Consider the following 20,859-nt stretch of genomic DNA (forward strand, 5'->3'; position numbering starts at 1 on the left):
AAGCGGCAGCTTACTAGAATGCCATTCGGATCAGGAGGCGAGCCTGAGCCCCTCCACGAACCGGTTCACGTCCGGCCACAGCTTCCGGTGCGTGTTGGGCAGCGCCGCGAACGCGACCGCCGGAACCGGCTTGCCGGTGTCGACCACGGCCGCCACGACGAGCTCCCCCGTCGCCCGGACCCCGGGACGCTTGTAGGTCAGGTACTCGGCGATCAGCCAGCCCTTGCGCCCGCCCACCGTCAGGGCCTGCGAGGCCAGCGGCGACGACTTGTGCGGGAAGTTGTAGTAGCGCCCCTCAAGCTCCTTCACCGCCGCCGCGGCGGTCGTCTTGAGCGAGGCAGGGCCCTTGTAGCTGCCCTGCACCACCGGGCTGAGCTTGCCCGTCATCAGCTGGCCGTACCAGATCCGTCCGGGACGCTTCTCGGTCACCATGACCTGCTGCCCCGACCAGCCCTGCATCGCCAGCTTGTTCTTCTTGGTCGCCAGCTGCCAGGCTCCGCCGAACCGCGGCACGGCCAGCCCCGAGAACCGGTCGGCGAGGACACCCTGCGGCTTGCTCGCCTTCCCCGGGAACTTCCGCAGCCGCCTGTCCTGCGGCAGGGGCACCGGCGGGACGGGCTTCTCCCGCGCGGCACCGGCGCCGTCATTGGCCGGAGCGGCCTTGCCGGTGTTCTCGTCCTTGCTCTTGAGGTAGTAGACGGCTCCCGCCGCCACCAGCGCCACCACCAGGAGCCCGACCCCGGAGTACAGGACGAGCCTGCCCCGCCCGCCATCGTCGTCGGACGACGCACGCCCGCCGAGCTTGGCGTCGGCCGCTTCCTCGTCCGCCATCCACTCGGGCATCCGCCAGTTGCCGCTGCTCGGCTTGCCGGGCTTGCCCGGCCCCGTGTGGGTCTCCACCGCGGGCACCGAGTCGGCCGCCGAGGACTCCCCGTCGAACAGCGACCCCTCCCACGCGGGAGCGGCCTCCACCACGGGCGCCTCAGGCTCCGGGGGCACGCCGAAGCCCGGCGCGACGGGCGCCACCTTGACGTCCTCGACCGGAGCCGGGGACTCGGGCTGAGGCTCGGGCTGGGGCTCGGCGGACGTGGCCTCGACCTTGCCCCACACGTCATGCGGCACGGGCCCGGAGAACTCCGTCCGCCCCTCCGGGGCGGGAACTTCCACCTCGGGCACGCTCACCCGAGCGCCCTCACCGGCCGCCTCACTCGTCTCGGTCCAGCGCACGACGCGCTCCCCCTGATCGGACATGCGGCACACGTTACGCGAAGATCAGCATTTAGGTCCGGGCCGGTAATCACGGCCAGGACACAGGTTCCTATCGCCTCAGTGATATCCCGCCGCGCCACCCTCACCCACGGTGACCGCTTCCTGCCCGTCCAGCCTCTCCCGGACGAGCAACGTCGCCCCCGCGACCGCCCCCGGCATCGCCAGCACGGCCCCCAGAGGGATGAGGAAGAGCACGAATGTGGCCGCGCCGAAACCCACCGTCAAGGGCCGGTTCCGCTTCAACAGAGCGAAGCGCTCCTTGCGCATGATGTTGCGCCGCTCCAGCGCCACCGACGTCAGCTCACCCGCCAGGAAGTAACCGGAAACACACGCGGCGACGACCGGCACCACCGTCTGCCCGACCACCGGCAGGAACCCGCAGGCGAAGAAGACCACCGCGAACGACACCGCGATCACGGCCAGCAGCACGGTGTCCTTGATCTCCCGCACGATCTCCGCGAGCAGCGGCTCCTCGTGCTTGCGCGGCGCCCCGCCCTGCGACGCCTCCACCCGCTCGGAGATCCTCTCGTAGAACGGATCCCCCACCAGCAACGTCACCGCCGTGAACGTCAGGACCGCCACGAACGCCGACGCCCCGAAGATCGCCAGCCCCGTGACCACCCGCAGCCCCTTGCGCGGCCCGTCCCCCCAGTCGTCGGCGAACGGCGTCAGCCACCCCGCCAGCCCGTCCAGATTCCAGGCCAGCGCGACCAGCGCCGACCCGTAGACCATCAGCACGATCACCGCGGGTATCAGCCCGAACAACCACAGCCCGGGCCGCCGAGCCATCCACCCCAGCCCGCGGAACAGATACCCGGCCCCACCGAAGAACTCCGAAACCCCAGACCGCACCGCCACCACACCCCTCACTGCCCAAAAACCTAACCGACCGGCCGGACGGACTGTGGCGCCGTACACGTTCCGGCCGGAAGGAGACGGTTACTCTCACGGCAAATCAGACGGTCGGGCGAGGATTTCAGGTGGCGGCCCATCCGGGCAAAGCCAGCTTCGCGAGCGACGCCGTCGCGCGCGACAAGATCGTCCATATCGGCGGTCCGCCGAGCAAGCCAGCACGCCCGCACGGTGCCGCTGGACCTGATGCCCGCGAGCGAGGCCCTCGAACTCGTCCGGATCTGCGCCCGGCTGCCCCTGGCTCTGAGCCTGGCCGCCGCCAACCCGGCGACCAGGCCGCAGCAGTCGGTGGCCGACACCGTCATGGCCCCGACGAAGCTCGGCCTCGAAGCGGCGGAACGGCACGGGCACGTGCCGTCCCAGTTCTTCATGCATCACCATCTCGTCCAGGAGCCTGGCGGTCTGGCTGACCGCCTCACCGGACACTCCCTCCTCGTCGCGCGTCCGTCCCGGCCGTGATCGGCTCCACCGGCCCCCACTGTCGTCCCTCCTTCTCACTGCCTGCGTGCGTCGGGGAAACCGCGTCGCACGGCACAGGTCAGCGGTTCGGGGGGAGCCAGGGGGCGGGGTCGGTGTAGTAGCCGTCGTAGATGACTTCGAAGTGGAGGTGGGGGCCGGTGGAGAGGCCGGTGGAGCCGACGCGGCCTATGGGGGTGGTGGGGGTCGCGGGCCTGCCGGTGGTCGTCAGCAGGGCGGAGAGGTGGTTGTAGGTGGTCTGGAGTGGCTTGCCGCCGAGGGTGCCGTGGTCGATCACGACGCGGTTGCCGTAGCCCTTGGCGGTGCCGGCGAAGATGACGGTGCCCGCGCGGGCGGGGGTCACGGGGGCGCCTTCGGGAGCCGCGAGGTCCAGGCCGGTGTGGAGCTTGGAAATGCCCAGGAGGGGGTGCTTGCGGGCGCCGAAGGGGGAGGTGATCGCGAGGGGTGTGAGGGGTGGGGTCAGGACCGCGCCCGCCAGGGGGCGGGTGGGTTCCTTCTCGTCGAACTTGGTGTAGCGCTTGGCGAGGGTCGCTATTCGGGTGACGTGGGCGCGGGCCTTGGGCGGGACGCCTCGGGCAGACCGGACGGCGCGCGGCCCCGCCATGGCGGCGGCGAGGGTGAGGTCGAGCAGGTCGCCGGTGATGGTGCCGCGGGCTCTCAGGTCGGCCATCCGCCTGGCCAGCGCGCAGTCGCGGCGGCCGAGGGCCATGATGGCGTCGACCGGGTCCAGGGGTGAGGAGCGGCCGTTGCCGTCTTCGTCCCTGCCCCAGGTCCGCCACTCGGCGGGCGTGAAACCGGCGATGCCGGATTCGCCGAGGGCGGCGCTGTCGGTGTTCCAGCCGGAGTGCTCGTCGATCTGGGCGGCCAGCACCGAGGGACGGACCACGGTGCAGGCGCGGGTCGCCGCCCGGAGCCAGGGCACGTAGGACGGGTCCACCGGGGTGCCCGACGCGGCCTCGGCGTCGGCGGCCCGCGGGCCGGGCTCGTCCGGGACGCCCGTGACGGCCAGGAGGACGGTGAAGCCGACCAGGACGGTCAGCGCCGGCAGTGCCAGCAGGGTGAAGGGGCCCGGGCCGCGGCGCCCGCGTACGGGGGTGGCGTCTTCGTCGGGGGGCCGGGTCTCCGGGCTCGTTCTCGTCATGTCCGCACCGGACGTTAGCCACGCCGCCGCCGGACCTCACCAGGCGGAAGGGCAGAGGCGCCGGTCCGGCCGGGCAGTCCTCTAGGGCCCGGACGTCGTCTCCGGTTCGAGGACCTCGCGCAGCTCCCTTCGCTGCCGGATTCCCAGCTTGCGGTAGGCATGGGTCAGATGGGTCTCCACGGTCCGGACGGCCAGCTGGAGCAGCTGGGCGATCTCCCGGTTCGTCCGGCCCTCGACGGCGAGCTGCGCGATGCGGCGCTCGCTGTCGGTGAGGGCCTCGGAGCCGACGCGGGCGACCACGGGACGCCGGGAGCCGGCTTCGTGCAGGGCGCGCTCGGCTTCGGTCAGCGTCCGGATCGCGCCCAGGGCCTCGGCCCGCTTGGCCGCCTCCTGGAGCAGGTCGCGGCCTCGCGCGCGCTCACCGGCGGCGATCAGCAGCCGCCCGTGCGACAGGAGCGCCTCGACCAGCTCGCCGGTCGCGGGCGAGTCGCGCAGGACGGCGACCGCCTCGGCGGCCAGGTCCTGCCCGTGCCTGCCCCCGATCGCCCGGCCCAGGACGCGCAGCGCCCGCCCTTCGACGCGCGGGGTGCCCCATACGCGGGCCAGCCGCAGTTCCTCCTCCGCCAGGCCGACGGCGGGCTCGTGGTCTCCCAGGAGCAGGTGGCACTCCGCGGCGGCGGTGCGCCACGGCGCGACGAACGGGGCCTGCACGCCGTAGGCCGACTGCCGCCTGCCGCACTCCAGGAAGTCGTGGAGCGCGCCGGTGACCTCTCCGCGCGCGGACCGCAGCTCGCCGCGCGCGTACAGGAACCCGTTCAGCTCCGGCGAGTCGGGGACGCCGGACAGGTCGAAACCGTCGGCGAAGTCCCGGGCCTCCTCCTCGCGGCAGGTCTCGACGAGGGCGATGAGGGCCTGCACGTCGGCATGGGACGGGCCGTGCGCCCCGTCCCCCCGTGCGGCCGGGAGCCGTCCGTAGGCGCCGCGTGCGGCCATGATCCCGACGTGGACGTCCTGGAGCACCTGGTCCATCGGGTGCAGCAGCGCGGGACGCCGTCCGAGCAGGCCGCGCTCCACCAGCCGTTCGGCCTCGTCGAGGTCGTCGGCCCACAGGGCGATCGTGGCGGCCGTGGCCAGCAGGAACGGCTCGGCCGGCGGGTCGGCGGGCTCGGCCAGCAGGGCCCGCATCCGGGCCGTGGCCTCCCGCGCCGAGCAGGTTCCGGCGATGGCCGCGAACCGCACCAGCAGCGCCCGGCCGGACGGGCCCACCAGCTCCGGTGTGCGTTCCACGGCGTCGTCCAGCCAGCGGGACGCCTCGCGCCAGGCGGCGCGGTCGCGGCCCGAAAGGTGCACGTAGGCGGCCCAGGCCGTCCGGGCCGTCTCCGGCCGGTCGGCCAGCCGGTCGGCCACGATGCGCAGCACCTCCTGCGCGGTCCGGGGCTCGCCTCGGGCGGACAGCGCGGTGCCGAGCGCCATCGCCGTGTTCACCTGCTCGTGCGGGTCGACCGCCAGATGCAGCGCCTCGGCGAGCCGCGTGATGCCGCCGGTCTGGCCGGACGAGGCGTACTCCAGCGAGCCCAGCTCGGTCAGCATCCGCTGCCTGAGGTCCTTGGGGAGCGGTTCGAGCAGGGCTCTGCGCAGGAAGCCGACGGCGTCGCCCGTCCGGGCGGCGACCGTGGCGCCGGTCGCGGCGTCCCGCAGGACCCTCGGCACCCAGGATTCGCCGACGACCCCGGTGTGCAGGAGCTGCCCGGCCACCACGTCGGTGCGGTCGCCGCGGCTCCGCAGCGTCTCCGCCGCCGCCCGGTGCGCCGCCCGCGCCCGCTCGACGGGCCAGTCGGCCAGGACGGCGTCGCGCAGCAGGGGGTGGGCGAAGCGGAACACTCCCCGGGTGTTGCGGAGCAGGCCGAGGCCGGTCATCGCGGTGAGCCACCCGGCCGTCCGGGACGGGTCGGCCTGGGCGGCCGCGGCGAGGACGTCCGGCATGGGGCTCTCGGCTCCGTCGATCCACGCCCGTTCCAGGGCGGCGAGCGTGCGCGCCACGCCGGACGTGGCGGGCCCGGCGTTCTCCAGCCACCAGGAGACGGCCGCCGGATAGGCACCCGGGTACAGCGCCGCGCACGAGTCAGGCACGGCCGGAGTCCCGCAGCCTTCGAGGTCTTCCAGGAGCGCGCGCAGCAGCAGCGGGTTGCGCGCGCCCGCCCTGACGACGTCCGCCGTCCAGGCGTCGGTGGCGTCCGGACGGGCGTCGCGCACCAGCGCGGCCGACGCGCGGGCGCTGAGCGGGGCGAGGGTGTGGGTGCGGACGAGGTCGGGGGCGAGGGCGCGGGTGAGACCCGCCGGTTTCGGGTCGACGTCGTACTGGCTGCGCTCGGTGGCGACCAGCAGGATCGGCAACCGGTCGGCGCGGCGGGCGGCCTCGGCGAACCAGCGCTGGGACGCGCCGTCGGCGGACTGCACGTCGTCCACGGCGAGCAGCATCGGCGAGTTCACCGACCGGCAGACCACGTCCCTGAACCATTCGCCCCGCTCGCGCTCGTCACCGTCCGGGACCGGGGGGAGGTCTTTGCTCCCGGAGGCCAGGAGGTGCCGGACGGCGGCGAACGGAGCGGCGGTCTCCGCGGGCGAGCAGCGCACCCGAAGGACGCGCAGACCACGATCGGCCGCATGAGCGGCGGCGGCCTCCAGGACGGCGGTACGGCCGGTGCCGGTGGCGCCGCGGAACAGCAGGAGGCGGCCCCGGCCCGTGCGGGCCTGTTCGGTCTCTTCGGCGATCAGCGCGTGCGCGTCGTCGCGCTCCAGCAAGGGTTCTGTCATGACGCGAACCCCTCTCGACGAATGGTTAACGCTGAATAGGAATTCTAACAGTGTTAGGCAAGTGGTTCGATCAGTCCGGACGGCCCCGGCCGCGGCCCTCCCGGGCACGCGGCGAAGACACGTCCGGACAGGGACGGAGGACACGAAGGGCAACGGAAGAAGGTCCGCGACGGCCTGACCAGGACGCGAGTCGGCCGCGGCTGCCGACCGTGCGGGCGCCGTCGCCTGGCCGACAAGGGACCCCACTCCTGACGCCAGTCGGGGTCAATTTCAGCCTACGTGACCTTTATCGGCGGCACCCCGTTCCTTTGCCAGCTGATGACCAGCGCAGACACCGCGCACACGAACGCTTGCGCGTCCCCCGCCCCCGACGTCGAACCGATGGACGGCCTGGACCACCGGACGCGACGGGTCCGCGCGATGTCGTGACGCACCTCACAGCCCCGCCGCGATGCGGCGTTTCCTCGGCCCGCGTCAGGGCTCTGACGAGCGGCGATGCGGCCCGTTTCGTGGTGGGCGTCCGGGTGGTCTCGTGGTACGGCCCGTGGTCGTCCACGATTGCGGCCGCCACGCCCGCCCCAGGAGTGTTGAAACGAGTCACGCGCCACCGGCCGTCGCCGGGGAGCGAGCCTGCTGACATAGGGGAATTCGGTTGCTCAACCTCACTGGCGCGCCCGCGCACACCGTGTCGGAGCGGATATCCGTGACCGTGACGGCACCCGACCCGCTCACCCGGGAAGGGGCCGTGAGCCAGCTGCGCCGCCACTCCGACATCGAGGTCCGCGATAAACCCGGCCACGGCAGCGTCGCCCTGCTGGTCGAGGACGGCCTGGGCAAGGACGCCTTCGCCCGGCTGCGCCGCATCGTGCGGGGCGAGGGAACGCGCACGGTGCTCGTGGTGGGCACGATCCGCGAGAACGAGCTGCTGGACGTCATCGAGTGCGGCGTCGGCGCCATCGTCTGGCGGCGTGAGGCCACCGGGCACCGGCTGGCGCAAGCGATACGTGTCGCCGCGCGCGGCGAGGGCGACCTGCCCGCTGATCTGCTCGGCCGGCTGATCAGCCAGGTCGGCACGCTGCACCGCGGCGCCGCGGGCCGGGCCGGCACGTCCACCCTCGGCCTCGCGCCACGCGAGGCGGACGTGCTGCGCCTGGTCGCCGACGGCTTCGACACCGCGGAGATCGCCGGAAAGCTGTCCTACTCCGAGCGGACCGTCAAGAACGTCATGCACGGCCTCACCACCCGGCTGCACCTGCGCAACCGCGCGCACGCCGTGGCGTACGCGCTCCGGCAGGGCTACATCTGACCCGGCGCGGCCGCTCAGGACGGACGCGCGCCACGGCGGCCGCTCTTCGCACGTACGGGCAACGACCAGGGGAAAGAGAGCACGTGATCCACGAGGTGGACGAGGTCCTCAAGGGGCTGATCGGCGGCGGGGCGCTGACCGGGACCGGTATCGACGTCTCCTTCGAGGCCCCCACCCGCGACTGGTCGGCACGCCGCACCGGTCCGGTGATCAACGCCTACCTGTACGACATCCGGGAGGACCTGAACCGGCGGCAGCGCGGCCAGGTCTCCGTCCGCGACGGCCAGGACGTCGTGGTGCGCAGGCGGCAGCCCCCGCGCTGGTTCCGGCTGTCGTACCTGGTCACCGCCTGGACCAAGACCGCGCAGGACGAGCATCGCCTGCTGTCGGCCGTCCTGGCGACGCTGATGCCGCACGAGCTGCTCCCGTCCGACGAGCTGCCGCCCCCGTTGCGGGCCCAGGGGCTGGCGCTGCCGCTGACCGTGGCGAGCATCCAGACCGAGGCCCGCTCGCTCGCCGAGATCTGGTCGGCGCTGGGCGGGGACCTCAAACCCTCGTTGGATCTGGTGGCGACCGTGCCCTTCGCGCCGTTCCCCGAATACGACGCCGGGCCGCCGGTCACCGAGGGCGCGCTGGTCCGCGTCCACGAGAAGGAAGGCGATCCGGCGCTGTCCGGGGAGCGCGCCCACCGGCCGCACCAGGTGGCGGCGGCCCGCGACAACCGCCGACGGGCCGCGCCCCGCCCCGAGGACGCGCGGTGACCGCACCGCCCACCACAGAACCGGCAGACGGGACGCCCCACGCGGACAAGCCCGCCGCGGACGAGCCCACGGCGGACGAGCCCACGGCGGACGCGCGCTCGGCGGACGAGCGCGCAGTGGACGAGCGCGCCGCGGACGAGCGCGCCGCGGACGAGCGCGCGGTGGACGAGCGCGCCGCGGGCGAGCGCGCCGCGGACGAGCCTGCGGCGGACGAGCCCGCGGCGGACGAGCCCGCAGTGGACGAGCGCGCCGCGGACGAGCCTGCGGCGGACGAGCGCGCCGCGGACGAGCCTGCGGTGGGCGCGCGCCCGGCGGACGAGCGCGCCGCGGACGAGCGCGCCGCGGACGAGCCCGCGGCGGACGAGCCCGCAGTGGACGAGCGCGCCGCGGACGAGCCTGCGGCGGACGAGCCTGCGGTGGACGAGCGTGCGGTGGGCGCGCGCCCGGCGGACGAGCGCGCCGCGGACGAGCGTGCGGTGGACGAGCGGGCGGTGGACGAGCGGGCGGTGGACGGGCGGGCGGTGGGCGAGCGTCCCCCGGGCGCGCGCCTGGGGGACGAGTCCACGGTGGGTGGGCGGGCGCGCGGCGCGGCGGCGCCGCATCCGCTGCTCGTGCGGCTGGCCGCCCTGCGCGACCGTACCGCCGCCCTGGTCGAGCGGCGCGCCGCCCACGACCCCACGGCCGACGACCCGCTGCGCGGCCTGTACGTGTCGGGGGACGAGGTGCGCCGCCTCCTGCACGCGCCACGGGTCGTGGCCGACGACGAGACGGACGGCGCCGTCCTCGCGCCGGACCCGATCGACCCCACCGACCGCCTGTCCGCCCTGGCGGCCCGGCTGCGGCTGGCCGACCTGGACGCCGCGATCCTGCTCATCGCGCTCGCCCCGGACCTCGACCGCGGTTTCGAGACGCTCTACGGCTACCTCAACGACGACGTGGGCCGCCGCCGGGCGACCGTCGGGCTGGCGCTCGACCTGTGCGGCCTGTCCACCGCGGACGCCGCGGCCCGCGACCGCTTCCACCCGACCGCGCCGCTGACCTGGCTCGGCCTGCTGCGGGTCGAGGAACGCGACGCCCCCTTCCTTTCCCGGCCGCTGCGCGTCCCGGACCGGCTGATCGCCCATCTGGCCGGGGACGACACCCCCGACGCCGCGCTGGACGGACGGGTCCGCCCGCTGCCCGTGCGCGCCGTCCCCCGAACGACCGGATCGTCCCTGACCGGGCGGCTCGCCGACCTGCTCGACGCCCCCGAGCCGCCCCTGGTCTACCTGCGCGAGCGCCGCGACGGGGACGGCCTGGCCTGCGCGATCGCGGCGCTGGCCGACGCCGGAATCCCCGCGCTGCACCTCCACAGCGCCCCAGGGCCGCACCAGGCTGCCGACGACCCCGCCCCGATAGCGGAACTCCTGCTCGAAGCACGGCTGCGCGACTGCGCGATCGTCGTGTCGCCCGTGCCCGAACGACCGGCCGAGCTGGTCCGCAGGCTCGCGGCGGCGGACGTGCCGGTGATCCTCGCCGGGCCCGGGGCGTACGACCCGCGGTGGTGCGACGCCGACCCGGTGATCCTGGACGCGCCGCGCCTGCGCTCGGGCGCGGTGGACCAGTGGAAGGCCGCACTGGGGCTCGACCCGGGTTTCGACCTGGCCGGAACCGTCGCCGCCTACCGGCTCAGCGGCGAGCGGATCGTCCGGGCCGCGCGCTCGGCGCTGGAGCTCGCCGCCTTCGACGGCACCGAGCTGACCGCCGCCCACGTGCGGCAGGCCGCACGACAGCAGTCGGCGTTCGGGCTGGAACTGCACGCGCGCCGGATCGTCCCGGACGTCGGCTGGAACGACCTGGTCCTGCCACAGGTCCCGTTGGAGCAGCTGCACGAACTGGCCCTGCGCGCCCGGCACCGCGACCGGGTGCTCGGCGAGTGGCGGCTCAGCGCCGGAGGCGGCCGGGGCCGGGGCGTCCTGGCGATGTTCGCCGGGGAGTCGGGGACCGGCAAGACCCTGTCGGCCGAGGTCGTCGCGGCCGACCTGGGCCTGGACCTGTACGTGGTGCAGCTGTCGTCGGTGGTGGACAAGTACGTCGGCGAGACGGAGAAGAACCTGGAGCGGATCTTCACCGAGGCCGACCGGACGGACGCCGTCCTGCTCTTCGACGAGGCCGACGCCGTGTTCGGCAAGCGCTCGGAGGTCAAGGACTCCCACGACAGGTACGCCAACCTCGAAAGCGCCTACCTGCTGCAGCGCCTGGAGGCGTTCGACGGCATCGCGCTGCTCACCACCAACCTGCGCGCCAACATCGACGAGGCGTTCACCCGCCGTCTCGACCTGGTGATCGACTTCCCCTTCCCCGACGAGGAGCAGCGGCGGGCGCTGTGGCGGCACAGCCTGGCCCACGTGCCGTGCGCCGACGACCTCGACCCGTCCGCGTGCGCCCGGGACTTCGAGCTGGCCGGTGGCTCGATCCGCAGCGCGGTGGTGACCGCCGCCTACGCGGCGGCCGGGCGGGGCGGCCGGGTCACCACGCACGACCTCCTGGACGGCGCCCGCCGCGAGTACCGCAAGTCGGGCCGCCTCGTCATGGCGGACGTCGGCTGGTGACCGGCCCCGATTCCTTGCCCCGGAGGCCACCCGTATTGCCCCCGCGCCTCTTTTCCCGCGCCGGCCGCGGGCCCTAAACAGAACCTGGCACCCGCGTCGCGGGCGGGAGGGACACATGCAAAGACAGCAAGAGCCGAACGCCGACCGGCTCCAGAATCGCCGGGGACGGTCGTCCGTCCTCCCCCGGGCGGCCGTCCAGCGCGCGCCGCTCGCGGGCACTCCGATGACGCCCGGACAGGCGCGCGCTCTGCAGGGCACGGCGGGCAACGCCGCCGTCGTGCAGCGGCTGGCGCGCGACCGGGAGGACCAGGCCCCGCACCAGCACTCGGAGGGTTGCGGTCACCTCCCGGCCGTCCAGCGGTCGAAGGTGCCGGAGGTGCTGAAGACCCCCGGGGAGCAGTTCGACGGCCCGCTGCGCACCGAGATGGAGGGCCGCTTCAACAGAAGCCTCTCCCATCTGCGGCTGCACACCGACGCCCTGGCCCAGGAGTCGGCCGCCCAGATCGGCGCCGAGGCCTACACCTCGCGCAACCACATGGTCTTCACCCCGGCCGCCCTGCGGAACAAGCGCACCGTCGCCCACGAGATCGCGCACACCATCGACCAGGAGAACGGCACGGTTCCCGGCACCGACCAGGGCGACGGCACCCGGATGTCCAGTCCCGGCGACGCCGGTGAACGCTCCGCCGACGCAAAGGCGAACGAGGTCATGAGCAAGCCGATGCCCCCGTCCGAGGCCGCGCAGGCCTCGGATACCGGGCGGGCGCCGGTGCAGCGCGCCGCCGCGCAGTCCCACGGCCCCGCCGCCGTCCAGCGCTCCTCGTACGACGAGGAGATGGATTACGGGTACGAATCGGCGATCCCCGGCGTGGAGTACAGCCGCGGCCGTTCCACGGCGCCGCGGATGAGCGCGTGGGCGGCCCCTTCGATGGCGTCGCGTCCTCCCTCCTACTACGACGACGGACAGATGGACGTGGACGACCAAGGCCCGATCATCGTCGACGCCCACCCGCCCGGCAGCTCGTCGCGGCGTCCGTCCACGAGCCGGCGCTCCTCCTCGCACGCCCGCTCCTCGCTCCACGACACCGCCCAGGAGGACACGCGCGGCCGCAGGCCCCGCGCCGGCTCCCGCCCGCCCCTGGCGTCGGCGGGGCGGCCGGCGATGAGACGTTCGTCCTCGTACGCGCCCCCCGGCCGCGACGCCGAGCGGATGGACGTGGACGGCCAGGGCCCGATCATCATCGACGCCCGTCCCGGCCGCTCCTCCTCGCGACGGCCGGAGGAACCGCGCATCGGCGTGGGGCCGCGCGGTCCCCGGCAGGTCAGGGACGCCTCGCGCGAGGGGCGGTCGGCGGACCCGCGGGCGCGGCAGTCCACCTCGGCCCAGCTGTTGGCGATCGGCAACCAGGTCCTGGCGGAGGTCAAGCAGCGGATCGGGCGCGGCGCCGCCAACCAGCTGGCGGCCGCCGCCGCGGCGGGTGACGGCCTGCATCACATGCTCGGCGCCTCGCGCGGCGCGGTCGCCCGCCAGCCCGTCGGCGACCGTCGCGCCAGGCTGGGCCAGGACGCGGCCATCGCCGCCGCGAACGGCGTCGGCAACTGCGGTGAGCACGCGGCCATGGTGTTCTGCCTGCTCAACCGCAAGAACCTGCCCTCGGGCGTCTCGATCTGGCTGGTCGAGCTGAGCATCGACCACGCCTTCGTCGCCGTGGGACGGCGCAACAGGCCGGGCGACATCGTGGTCCTGGACGCCTGGCAGAACGGCACCAGGGCGGTGCTCGCGAGGAACTTCACCTCCTTCCCGTTCCTCGACCGGAACGGGAAGATCACCCGTGAGGCGACGGAGTACGCACCCGATGGCAAGGACTACCTGAAGATCGGACGGTCGACCGTCGACCTGGAGGCCGCCACGGAGACGATGGACACCACCGGCCCAGCCGTGTCCGAACAGGAACTCCTGGACAACAGGGCGAACATGGTCATGGCGCAGAACGGGTGGAACCACCAGCAGCTCCGGCAGGCCGTCGCCCAGTACATCCAGGAGAAGTACGGCAGGCCCGTCAGGCCCGAGCAGGTCGGCTACTCCGAGCTGGCGATGTTCTTCGGCATGTGGAACCAGAGCATGCCGGGACCGAGCCGTCAGGAGGAGTCACAGCGGCGCCATCACCGGCACCGCCGGCGGGAGCCCTCGCGCTCGGCCCAGGTCGGCCTGATGGGGTGGCTGACCGGCCGCCGCTGACCGGCCGCCGCCGTCGTTCCCGACGGCGGCGGGACGCGGTTCAGACGGTGAGCCGGATGGCGTCGATCCACAGCGAGTTGTCCTGGGTGCCGATGAAGAGGTAGTCGGGACGGGCGTTCGAGCAGACGTGATCGCCCCAGGACCCGTTGCGGAAGTGGACGACGTGGCAGATCTGGCCGTTGCCCACGTTGATGCCCATCCCGGCGAAGAAGGTGGCCTCCCTGGCCGGGGCGCCGATGTAGAGGTCCTTGCCGTTCTCGATGTGGGGCGTCCACTCCAGCCATTTCGGCTCGTTGTTGGTGGAGGCCGGGTCGTGGACGTAGGCGTTGGCCGACACCCCGCCGTCCACACCGGACACCGCGACGTTGAGACCGGTGATCGGCTTGTCCTGGCCGGTGATGCCGCTGGCGGCGCCGTCGCACACCGGCCGCTGCCAGCCGCGCTCGGCGACGCGGGCGCGGTAGCAGATGTGCCGGCCGCGGTCCTTGGCGAGACGGTTCACGGCGGTGGCCGCGGTGACCTGCACCGGCTTCGCGGGCTTCTTGGACTTGCCGCCTCCCGACTGCTTGTCCTTGTCCTTCGCCTGGGGCTTCTTGGGCGCGGTCGGGGGCGCGGACGCGGAGGGGCTGGGCGCGAGGGTGGTCCCGGCTCCGGCGGCCGCCTCCGTGGCGACGGACCTGACCTTCGGCTTGTAGGCGATCCAGAGCATCAGGAAGGCGAGCGCGAGGGCCAGGCCCACGCCGAAGAACGTGGCCAGCCAGCGCGGGAGGAAACCCCGCTGCACGAAGGTGCCCTCAATGGGGACCGGCTTGACCCCGGAGCGCTGCACGGACAGCGTGTAGGGCCGCTGCTCCTTGGAGCCGAACCAGATGGTCTGGCGCGGCCGCAGCGTCAGGTCCACGAACACCGCGCGCCCCGGCTCGATCTGCGCGCTGCTGGGACGGATCTCGTAGCCGAGATGGTCGCCGGTGTCCTTGCCGCTGACCGAGGCGGTGAGCTTGGTGTTGCCGATGTTGTCCACGGCCAGGCGGGGACGGCCGCGGCGGCGTCCCGAGACGGTGGGCGGCACCAGCTCGGCCCGCATCTCGGTGAACGGCGTGATCGTCAGGTGTCCCTCGGGGACCGTCACCGCCTCCGGGTGCTCGGTCGGGATAATCCGCACCGCGAACGGGTTCGGGCCGGCCTTGGCGTCCGAGGTGCGCGGCGGGGAGAAGGTCAGCTCGACGGTTCCCGTCGTCCCCGGGTAGAGCCGGAGCGTCGCGGGCTCGACGACCGTCCAGGGCGCGACGTCCCCGACAGGCTCGAAGCGGTACTCGTCGACGACGTCACCGGTGTTGCGCACCCGTAGGCGCACTGTCGCGCTGTCCCCGGGGTCGACGGTTACGGAAGCGGGTTCGAGGGAGGTCCATAGACTCACCCGGGCAGGCTAGGACGCGGCCAATCCGGTGTCAGCAGGCAAAAGGGCACGGCACCTGGCCCGAACGGGCCGTTCCGGCAGCCGCGGAGGCAACCGCCCGGCCGCCGCGGCCCCGGTGGCGCGCGACGGGTCCCTCCGCCGCTCGCCGAACCGGGAAGACGGGCCGCCGAGGACGGGATCCGGGCTTGCCCACCCGGGCAATCACCATGCCCCCGGTGCGGCACTCATGGACGTTTCAGCCGGAGCACCCCGCACGCGACGGTGATCAATGCACTGACACGTACTCCGAGGAGAGCAGAGCATGCCGTCGTACCTGTCGCCCGGCGTCTACGTCGAGGAGGTGGCCAGCGGTTCACGTCCGATCGAAGGTGTGGGCACCTCGGTGGCGGCCTTCGTGGGGCTCGCGCCGACCGGACCCCTGAACGAGCCGACCCTGGTGACGAACTGGACGCAGTACGTCGCGGCCTTCGGCGACTTCACCGATGGGTACTTCCTGGCCCACTCCGTCTACGGCTTCTTCAACAACGGCGGTTCGGCGGCACACGTCGTCCGGGTGGGCGGTTCCCCGGCGGACGCGGACGCGGCGTCGCCCGGCGAGATCGCCGGTTCGGCGCCCGCCGCGCTGCCCGCCGCCGAGCCCCGGCAGCTGGGCACCTTCTCGGTGACGGCGACGTCCCCCGGACGGACCGGCAACCTGAGCGTCGAGGTCACCGACACCGAGGGCGAGGGCCACCCGCCCGAGCGGTTCACGCTGATCGTCAAGGACGGCGGCAAGCCGGTCGAGTCGTTCGACGTGAGCGCCAAGAAGGGCACCCGCTACGTCGTCACCCAGGTCAAGGAGCGCTCCAAGCTCATCACCGTGACCGAGGCCGCGCCCGCCGGTCACCAGCCCGCCCGCCCGGCCAACCAGACGCTGGCGCTGCCCGCGCCGCCCGCCGCACCGCCCGCCGCCCGGACGGACGAGGCGGCGACCCCGACCGGCCCCGCGCAGTACCTCGGCGACAGCGCCGACCGCACCGGCTTCGGCGGACTCGAGGCCGTCGACGAGATCTCCATGGTCGCCGTCCCCGACCTGATGGCCGCCTACCAGCGGGGCGCGATCGACCTGGAGGCCGTCAAGGCCGTCCAGCTCGGCATGATCGCCCACTGCGAGCTGATGGGCGACCGCGTCGCGATCATCGACCCGCCGCCCGGCCTGAACGCCCGCCAGATACGGGTGTGGCGCCAGGACACCGCGGGCTACGACTCCAAGTACGCCGCGCTGTACTACCCGTGGATCAAGTCCTTCGACCCCGCCACCGGCCAGTCCCGGCTCGTCCCGCCCAGCGGCCACGTCGCCGGCATCTGGGCCCGCAGCGACTCCGAGCGCGGTGTGCACAAGGCCCCCGCCAACGAGGTCGTGCGCGGCGCGGTCGACCTGGAGCTCCAGATCACCCGCGGCGAGCAGGACCTGCTCAACCCGATCGGCGTCAACTGCATCCGCGCCTTCCCGGGACGCGGCGTCCGGGTCTGGGGCGCCCGCACCCTGTCCTCCGACCCGGCCTGGCGCTACCTCAACGTGCGCCGGTACTTCAACTACCTGGAGGAGTCGATCCTGATCGGCACCCAGTGGGTGGTGTTCGAGCCGAACGACCACCAGCTCTGGGCCCGGATCCGGCGCAACGTCTCGGCCTTCCTCGTCAACGAGTGGCGCGGCGGCGCCCTGTTCGGCGCCAAGCCCGAAGAGGCGTACTACGTCAGGTGCGACGAGGAGACCAACCCCCCGGAGTCGGTCGACGTCGGCCGGGTCGTGTGCGAGATCGGCATCGCGCCGGTCAAGCCGGCCGAGTTCGTCGTCTTCCGCCTGGCCCAGTTCTCCAGCGGCAGCGGAGAGCTGGAGGAGTAGGCCCCCTGATCGCCAACCCACCCATTCCCTCACCAGCACGAAGGACGGCCACCACATGAGTCTCCAGCCGGGCGACGCCCTCACATCACACAATTTCGGTCTCCAGATCGACGGCGTCATGGTCGAGTACCTGGCCGAGGTCAGCGGCCTCAGCCTGGAGCAGGACGTCATCGAGTACCAGCAGGTCTCCGCCCAGGGCGTCCCCGTAGTCAAGAAGATGCCGGGCGTGCAGAAGGCCGGCACCTGCACGGTCGTGCGCGGCATGACGCAGTCGACGGCGTTCAACGAGTGGATCACCCAGTCGGTGCGCGGCGAGATGAGCAGCGCCCGCAAGAACGCCACGATCATGGTGATGGACTACCAGAACAACCCGGTCAAGCGGTACAACATGCGCAACGCCTGGTGCAGCAAGGTCGACACCAGCACGGTGAAGGCCGGCGAGGCGTCGGCGCTGAGCGAGACCGTGACCATCACCTTCGAAGAACTGGTCATCGAGTAATGCGCCGCACGGCTGTCCGAGCGGCGGCCGAGGCGCAGGCCGCACCGGCGGACGCGGCCCCCGCCCAGCGCCTGGTGACGGAGTTCCCCTTCGAGCTGCCGCGCGGCTACGTGGACGAGGCGGGCCTCGTCCACCGCGAGGGCACGATGCGCCTGGCGACGGCCCGCGACGAGCTGGTCCCGCTGAGGGACGTCCGCGTCCAGGAGAACCCGGCCTACCTGTCGGTCGTGCTGCTCGGCCGGGTCATCACCCGGCTGGGCACGCTGCCGCTGGTGCACGACGGCGTCGTGGAGGCCATGTTCGCCTCCGACCTGGCGTTCCTCCAGGACTTCTACCGCCAGATCAACGCCGAGGGCCACACCCGCGCCTCGGTGGAGTGCCCGCACTGCGCGGAGCCCTTCGAGGTCGACCTCGGCGGCAGCCGCCTGGGGGAATCGTGACGTACGCGACCGACCGGCTGCACGAGGAGATCGCGTACGTCGCCTACCACTTCCACTGGAGCTTGGAGGAGATCCTGGACCTGGAACACCCCGATCGGCGTCGCTATGCGGACCACATCGCGTCCCTGGTGACGCGGGGCGCGGCCGGAGGCTGACATGCAGTTCCTGGACCGCCTCCGGCGGCGCCGCCCGTCCGTCCCGCCCCCCGGGGACGCCGCCCCAACACGTCCGGCCGCGTGGCCCGCCCTGCCGCCCATCCAGCGGTCGACCACCGGGGACCAGGGCGGCGTCACCGACACCGGTTTCGCGAACCGCCTCGCCACCTGGCAGAACCCGTCCTTCGCCGGTTCCGGGTCGAACCCGTCCTTCGCCGGTTCCGGGTCGCCCGCGCTCCTCGACGGGACGTCGGGCGCCCTGGCCTTCAACCCACCGCCCGCCCCCAGGGCGACTCCGGCGTCACCCGCAACCCGGGACGCTCCACGTCCGGCCCGCCCGCCCTATCCCCCAGAGCCGGAACGCCCCACGCCCCCGTCCTGGACGCCGCCGCGGCCGGGCAGGCTCACCACGTCACCACCCGTCCCCGTCCAGCACCGCAAGCTCGCGACACACCTCGCGGCCCCGTCCCATAGCGACAACGGAGACGCACCCACCGAACCGCAACCCCCGGGCGGCAGCGGCACGCCACCACGCCCCCGCCCCGCACCCGGGGAACCGAACCCGGTACAGCGGGCGACGACACCATCGAGCAAGCCCGACGTGCGAGAACGGGCCACGCCACCTCCACGGCCGGTCGCCCCGACCACGGATTCCCCCAACGCGCCCACGCCTTCCGAAGGACCGACGGCCCCCGAACCCGCACCGCCCGTCCAGAGCGAAGCGCGCACCCCACGAACTCACTCCGGCCCGGCGCCGATCGTCCAGCCCCCTATTTCCTCTCCCGTCACAGAAACACTGGCGCCCGCGCCACGCCAGGCTGCTGCTCCCTCCGCCCCCCGCCCCGAACGCGCGGGCCTCGGCCCCCCGATCTCTCGCGCCCGCCTCACCCCACCTGCCGCCCCCGGGGACGCGCCCGTCCCCAACGTGCAACGCGCTCCGCGCACGGCCACCCCGGCGTCTAGGCCGCCCCTCCAGCAGCCGGGTGTGGAACACCCCCAGACCCGGCGCGCCCCCGCGCTCGGCGCCCCCGTCGCCGCCAAGCCCGCAGACGCGGCGCCGCTCACCACCTCGGCGGGCCCACCGCCCATCCAGCGCAACATCGCCCCCACACCGACCGGCACACCTGCGACCAGCAGCCCCACGAACGCAGCACCCCTCGAGACCTCAGCCGATCCGCCCGCGCCAAACAGCCCAGCCCCCCACAGCGCGCCCGCCGCCACCAAGCCCACGGACGCCCCGCCGCTCGCCACCTCGGCGGACCCACCACCCGTCCAGCGCGACATCGCCCCCACACCGACCGACCAGGCTCAACACCGCGCGCCCGCCTCCAGCAGCCCCACGAACGAGGCGCGCCTCGGCCCACCACCCGTTCAGCCCAGTGCCCCGCCCACACCAAGCAGCCCGGCTCAACACGGCACACCCGTCTCCAGCGACCTCAGGGAAGCGATACCGCTCGGCACCTCAGCCGGTTCGCCGCCCGTCCAGCGCGCCACCGCGTCCCCACCTAGCGTTCCGGCACCACGCGTTTTGTCCCTCAACGAGACCGCCGACCCCGCTACGGCGCCCGTCCGCGCGGTGCAACGCTCCGCTCGGACCCCTGCGCAGCGGCACCCATGGGCCGCCGACGTGCCGACGTCGCCCGTCGAGCAGCCGAGTGCGGGCGTGGAACGCCCCCAAGCCCAGCGCAGCACCGCGCTCGGTGCGCCCGTCGTCGGCGAGCCCGCGGACGCGGCACCCCTCGGCGCCTCGGTAGGGCCCACCGACGCGTCACCGCACACCACCCCAGCCGGTTTGTCACCCGTTCACCGCGATGCCGCGCCCCCGCCGACCAGCCCGGCTTCACGCGTCCCGCCTCCCAAGGGACCCGCCGACCCCGCGACGGCGCCGGTGTCGCCCCCCACCACAGCACCCGTATACGCCGCGCAACGCTCTTCTGGTCGCATCCCGGTGCAGCGGCACGCCCGAGCCGCCGCCGTGCCCCTGCGCCGCACCCCGCCCGGCGTCGCCCCGGTGCCCGTCACCCGTTTGCGTCCAGTGTCCGCACCGTCCGCAGGCGGCCTCCAGCCACCCGCCCCGACACTCGCGCCCCAGCGTGACGGCGCGCTCCCACCCGCCGCGCCGAGGCCGCCCGTCGGGCAGCCGAGTGCGGGTGTAGAGCGCCCCCAGGCCCAGCGCGGCCTGGGCACCTCGGCGGGCCCGCCGCCCATCCAGCGCAGCATCGCCCCCACTCCGAGCGGCTCGGCCCCACCCGTCAACGAAACCGCATCACCTTCCGCCAGTCCCGCGAAGGCGCCGGTACGCGCCGCGCAACGCTTTGCTGCTCGCCCCCCGGTGCAGCGGCACACCCGAGCCGCCGCCGTGCCCCTGCGGCGAACCGCGCCCCCCGCAGGCGGCCTCCAGCCATCCGCACCGGCACTCGCGTCCCAGCGTGACGCCGCGTTCCCACCCGCCGCGCCCCTCACCGTCCAGCGCAACGTCGTGCCCCCACGACTCGCGACCCCGCGCGGCACCGCGCCCGCGAACCAGCCGGACGCGGCGCCTCCAGCGTTCCCCGTCCAACGCGACATCGCGCCCCCGCAGGGCGCACCGGTCCCCACGGTCCAGCGTCACCTCGCGGCGGCGCCCGTGAACCAGCCGGACGCGGCACGCTCGCCGCTCACCATCCAGCGGGACGGCGGGGCTCCGGCCGCCGATCCACCGACCACGGGGACGGGATCGGGGTCTCGGGGCGAGCCGCCGCCCGGGTACTCCGAGAGCGGGCCCGGCGGCGGCCTGCCCGGCTATGTGGCGGTTCCGGCCGGGGGTTTCGACCCGCGGGCCCTGACGGACTTCCAGCTCGACGAGCTGACGCACCGGCTGACCGGACGGATCACCCGGCTGCTCCGGACCGAACTGCGGCTCGATCGGGAGCGGATCGGCAGGCTCCGCGACCCTCGGTAGTCCCCTGTCCAT

The 20,859-nt window shown here is 73.7% G+C and carries 15 protein-coding genes; 10 read left to right on the forward strand and 5 right to left on the reverse strand.

The window, feature by feature from the left end:
* Positions 1-30: 30 nt before the first annotated feature.
* Both ACQPY4_RS35520 and ACQPY4_RS35525 read right to left on the reverse strand, forming a co-directional pair.
* Positions 31-1,251 carry a hypothetical protein gene (locus tag ACQPY4_RS35520; RefSeq protein ID WP_433328635.1) on the reverse strand — a complete coding sequence of 407 codons (1,221 nt, stop codon included), beginning with the start codon at positions 1,249-1,251 and terminating at the stop codon, positions 31-33.
* Positions 1,252-1,326: 75 nt separating this feature from the next.
* Positions 1,327-2,121 (reverse strand): EI24 domain-containing protein, encoded by a 795-nt coding sequence (locus ACQPY4_RS35525; protein ID WP_433328637.1) that lies wholly within the window; start codon positions 2,119-2,121, stop codon positions 1,327-1,329.
* A 231-nt stretch (positions 2,122-2,352) separates the two neighbouring features.
* Here ACQPY4_RS35525 and ACQPY4_RS35530 point away from each other — a divergent pair, with 231 nt between their 5' ends.
* Positions 2,353-2,640: a hypothetical protein gene (locus ACQPY4_RS35530; RefSeq protein WP_433328639.1), complete on the forward strand. Its 288-nt coding sequence runs from the start codon at positions 2,353-2,355 to the stop codon at positions 2,638-2,640.
* A gap of 79 nt (positions 2,641-2,719) precedes the next feature.
* On the opposite strand, the gene ACQPY4_RS35535 is transcribed toward ACQPY4_RS35530, so the two are convergent.
* Positions 2,720-3,799 (reverse strand): M23 family metallopeptidase, encoded by a 1,080-nt coding sequence (locus ACQPY4_RS35535; protein ID WP_433328641.1) that lies wholly within the window; start codon positions 3,797-3,799, stop codon positions 2,720-2,722.
* 81 nt (positions 3,800-3,880) lie between these two features.
* On the reverse strand, positions 3,881-6,613 hold the full coding sequence (locus ACQPY4_RS35540; RefSeq protein WP_433328643.1) for a LuxR C-terminal-related transcriptional regulator: 2,733 nt from the start codon (positions 6,611-6,613) through the stop codon (positions 3,881-3,883).
* Positions 6,614-7,316: 703 nt separating this feature from the next.
* Between ACQPY4_RS35540 and ACQPY4_RS35545 the strand changes: the two genes are divergently transcribed.
* The 4 genes from ACQPY4_RS35545 to ACQPY4_RS35560 all read left to right on the forward strand — a co-directional run bounded on the left by ACQPY4_RS35545 (position 7,317) and on the right by ACQPY4_RS35560 (position 13,510).
* A complete protein-coding gene (locus tag ACQPY4_RS35545; protein ID WP_433328645.1) occupies positions 7,317-7,919 on the forward strand; it encodes a response regulator transcription factor in 603 nt (200 codons plus the stop codon).
* A gap of 83 nt (positions 7,920-8,002) precedes the next feature.
* Positions 8,003-8,680 (forward strand): DUF4255 domain-containing protein, encoded by a 678-nt coding sequence (locus ACQPY4_RS35550; RefSeq protein WP_433328647.1) that lies wholly within the window; start codon positions 8,003-8,005, stop codon positions 8,678-8,680.
* Entirely contained in the window at positions 8,677-11,271 is a 2,595-nt protein-coding gene (locus ACQPY4_RS35555; protein WP_433328649.1) for an AAA family ATPase, read from the forward strand. Before ACQPY4_RS35550 ends, ACQPY4_RS35555 begins: the two co-directional genes overlap by 4 nt.
* A 115-nt stretch (positions 11,272-11,386) precedes the next feature.
* Positions 11,387-13,510 (forward strand): eCIS core domain-containing protein, encoded by a 2,124-nt coding sequence (locus tag ACQPY4_RS35560; protein WP_433328651.1) that lies wholly within the window; start codon positions 11,387-11,389, stop codon positions 13,508-13,510.
* A 40-nt stretch (positions 13,511-13,550) separates the two neighbouring features.
* Here the strand turns inward: ACQPY4_RS35560 and ACQPY4_RS35565 are convergent, their stop codons facing one another.
* Positions 13,551-14,927: a hypothetical protein gene (locus ACQPY4_RS35565; RefSeq protein WP_433328653.1), complete on the reverse strand. Its 1,377-nt coding sequence runs from the start codon at positions 14,925-14,927 to the stop codon at positions 13,551-13,553.
* A 301-nt stretch (positions 14,928-15,228) separates the two neighbouring features.
* Here ACQPY4_RS35565 and ACQPY4_RS35570 point away from each other — a divergent pair, with 301 nt between their 5' ends.
* The 5 genes from ACQPY4_RS35570 to ACQPY4_RS35590 all read left to right on the forward strand — a co-directional run bounded on the left by ACQPY4_RS35570 (position 15,229) and on the right by ACQPY4_RS35590 (position 20,847).
* Positions 15,229-16,812, forward strand: a complete 1,584-nt coding sequence (locus tag ACQPY4_RS35570; protein WP_433328655.1) for a phage tail sheath family protein — start codon at positions 15,229-15,231, stop codon at positions 16,810-16,812.
* A 55-nt stretch (positions 16,813-16,867) separates the two neighbouring features.
* Positions 16,868-17,311 (forward strand): phage tail protein, encoded by a 444-nt coding sequence (locus tag ACQPY4_RS35575; protein WP_433328657.1) that lies wholly within the window; start codon positions 16,868-16,870, stop codon positions 17,309-17,311.
* Positions 17,311-17,751 (forward strand): hypothetical protein, encoded by a 441-nt coding sequence (locus ACQPY4_RS35580; RefSeq protein ID WP_433328659.1) that lies wholly within the window; start codon positions 17,311-17,313, stop codon positions 17,749-17,751. Before ACQPY4_RS35575 ends, ACQPY4_RS35580 begins: the two co-directional genes overlap by 1 nt.
* Positions 17,748-17,906, forward strand: coding sequence for a DUF6760 family protein (locus tag ACQPY4_RS35585; protein WP_433328661.1), 159 nt, complete (start codon positions 17,748-17,750; stop codon positions 17,904-17,906). Before ACQPY4_RS35580 ends, ACQPY4_RS35585 begins: the two co-directional genes overlap by 4 nt.
* A gap of 2,359 nt (positions 17,907-20,265) precedes the next feature.
* A complete protein-coding gene (locus ACQPY4_RS35590) occupies positions 20,266-20,847 on the forward strand; it encodes a hypothetical protein (protein ID WP_433328663.1) in 582 nt (193 codons plus the stop codon).
* The last annotated feature ends 12 nt before the right edge of the window (positions 20,848-20,859 follow it).

The sequence above is a fragment of the Spirillospora sp. CA-294931 genome, from assembly GCF_050946795.1.
GTDB lineage: Bacteria > Actinomycetota > Actinomycetes > Streptosporangiales > Streptosporangiaceae > Spirillospora.